Source organism: Devosia indica, assembly GCF_003056405.1.
Taxonomy (GTDB): Bacteria; Pseudomonadota; Alphaproteobacteria; order Rhizobiales; family Devosiaceae; genus Devosia; species Devosia indica.
The window spans coordinates 1-1475 of sequence record NZ_PYVZ01000045.1 but is presented as its reverse complement, the minus strand read 5'-3'; the positions used below and the strand labels follow the sequence as shown (position 1 = coordinate 1475).

4 protein-coding genes are annotated in these 1475 nt (G+C 59.4%); 2 read left to right on the top strand and 2 right to left on the bottom strand.

Annotated features, from left to right (window positions below):
* Both DDE76_RS19840 and DDE76_RS19315 read left to right on the top strand, forming a co-directional pair.
* A partial coding sequence (locus DDE76_RS19840; RefSeq protein WP_210202711.1) for a hypothetical protein occupies positions 1–323 on the top strand: 323 nt, incomplete at its 5' end.
* Between the two features lie 151 nt (positions 324–474).
* Positions 475–933, top strand: a complete 459-nt coding sequence (locus DDE76_RS19315) for a PTS sugar transporter subunit IIA (protein WP_104891356.1) — start codon at positions 475–477, stop codon at positions 931–933.
* A 4-nt stretch (positions 934–937) separates the two neighbouring features.
* On the opposite strand, the gene mnhG is transcribed toward DDE76_RS19315, so the two are convergent.
* Positions 938–1297 carry a monovalent cation/H(+) antiporter subunit G gene (mnhG, locus tag DDE76_RS19310; protein WP_104891355.1) on the bottom strand — a complete coding sequence of 120 codons (360 nt, stop codon included), beginning with the start codon at positions 1295–1297 and terminating at the stop codon, positions 938–940.
* Positions 1294–1475: K+/H+ antiporter subunit F (locus DDE76_RS19305; protein WP_108463701.1), on the bottom strand; the 182-nt coding region annotated here is incomplete at its 5' end. The genes DDE76_RS19305 and mnhG, both read right to left, overlap by 4 nt.

Genomic DNA, 1475 nt, shown 5'->3' with positions numbered 1-1475 from the left:
GCAAGATCGACGCGGATAGCGGCCGGGGCTTTGGTGCTGTTGGCTTGCATGCTGACCTCCAGGTGATGTTTGGCGACCTCACTCTGGCAGAGCGCTCGCCGCTTTCCATCCCCATAGGATCTTCACGTAAGCGGACTGTCCGCTTCGAGCGGCGGCCTGATCAACAGCAGCCATTGGCCATGCGCCAATCCCACTGGCTCACTGGCAGCCGTCAGGACATCGATGCTATTCCTGTGCCGATCGCGTCGCAGGAGTCCGGACATGAATGGACAGCGACTGGACTTTGGCGGACTTCTTCGGTGTCGCCTATCTCCATTGGATGACCGAGAAAGGAGCGCGAATTGCTGCCTCGTACGCTTACCCCGATCCTGCAATTATCCGTGAGTGGGCCACGTAGTCTTGGGTCAAAGTGGACAGCGACGGTCATCGTCGTTAAGGAGCTTGGCACTTTGCGAAGAAAGAGCTGCCTCCCGGATGAAACTCACCGAACTCTTCTCGACCGATCATGTCTTTCTCAAGGTCCCCGTCACCAGCAGGGAGCAATTGTTTGCATTCCTGTCGGAGCGTGCGGGAAAACTTGGACTGGTCAACAGCCAGCTCTGCACCAAAGCGCTGCATGTTCGCGAGGAACTCGGTTCGACCGGCCTTGGTAACGGCATTGCCATCCCCCATGCTCGCGTCGAGGGGCTCGAAAAAGTTGTCGGTCTTATTGCAACGCTTGAGAGGCCAATCAACTTCGAAGCCGTCGACGGCGAACCGGTAGATCTCGTGATGATGCTGCTTCTGCCCGAGCACTCCGGCGGCGATCAGATCAAGGCGCTGTCGCGCATTGCCAGGGTGGCGCGCAACGAAGCCGCGGTGAACGCCTTGCGCCGCGCCCAATCGGTCGACGAGGTGACCGAAATTATCGAGGGCGTCGACGAAGGGCTCTAACCCCCTACTGGTCCGCTGGCTTGACGAGCGCCGGGGGGACTTCCGGCGAACCTTCGACGCGGTCACGATGCAGTGCCGCACGGGCCAGCAGCATCAGCGTTACCGGCGTCGTTACGCTGACGAAGATAAAAATCAAGATCTCATGGGCGATGAAGCGCCCTTCGCCGATCGAAGCGAGAACTGCAGAGGCCAGCAAGATGCCGATGGCGCCAAAGCTGGTGCCCAGCGTTGGCATATGAATACGCTGGTAAAATGATCCTGCCCGTACCAGCCCGATAGCACCAATGAGGGTGAGCACCGCACCGATCAGCACGGCCGCGGAAATCAGGATGGCAGCCCATAGAGGTATGTCTGCGTAGCTCACTCGATGACCTCCCCACGCATGAGGAATTTGGCCAGGGCCACCGTGCCGACGAAACCCAAGAGGCCAATCAGCAGCGCCACCTCGAAATAGATGACCGTGCTCGCCCGCATTCCAAAGGTCACCAGCAACAGCATGGCCACGACATAGAGAGCATCGAGACTCAGCACCCGGTCCTGGG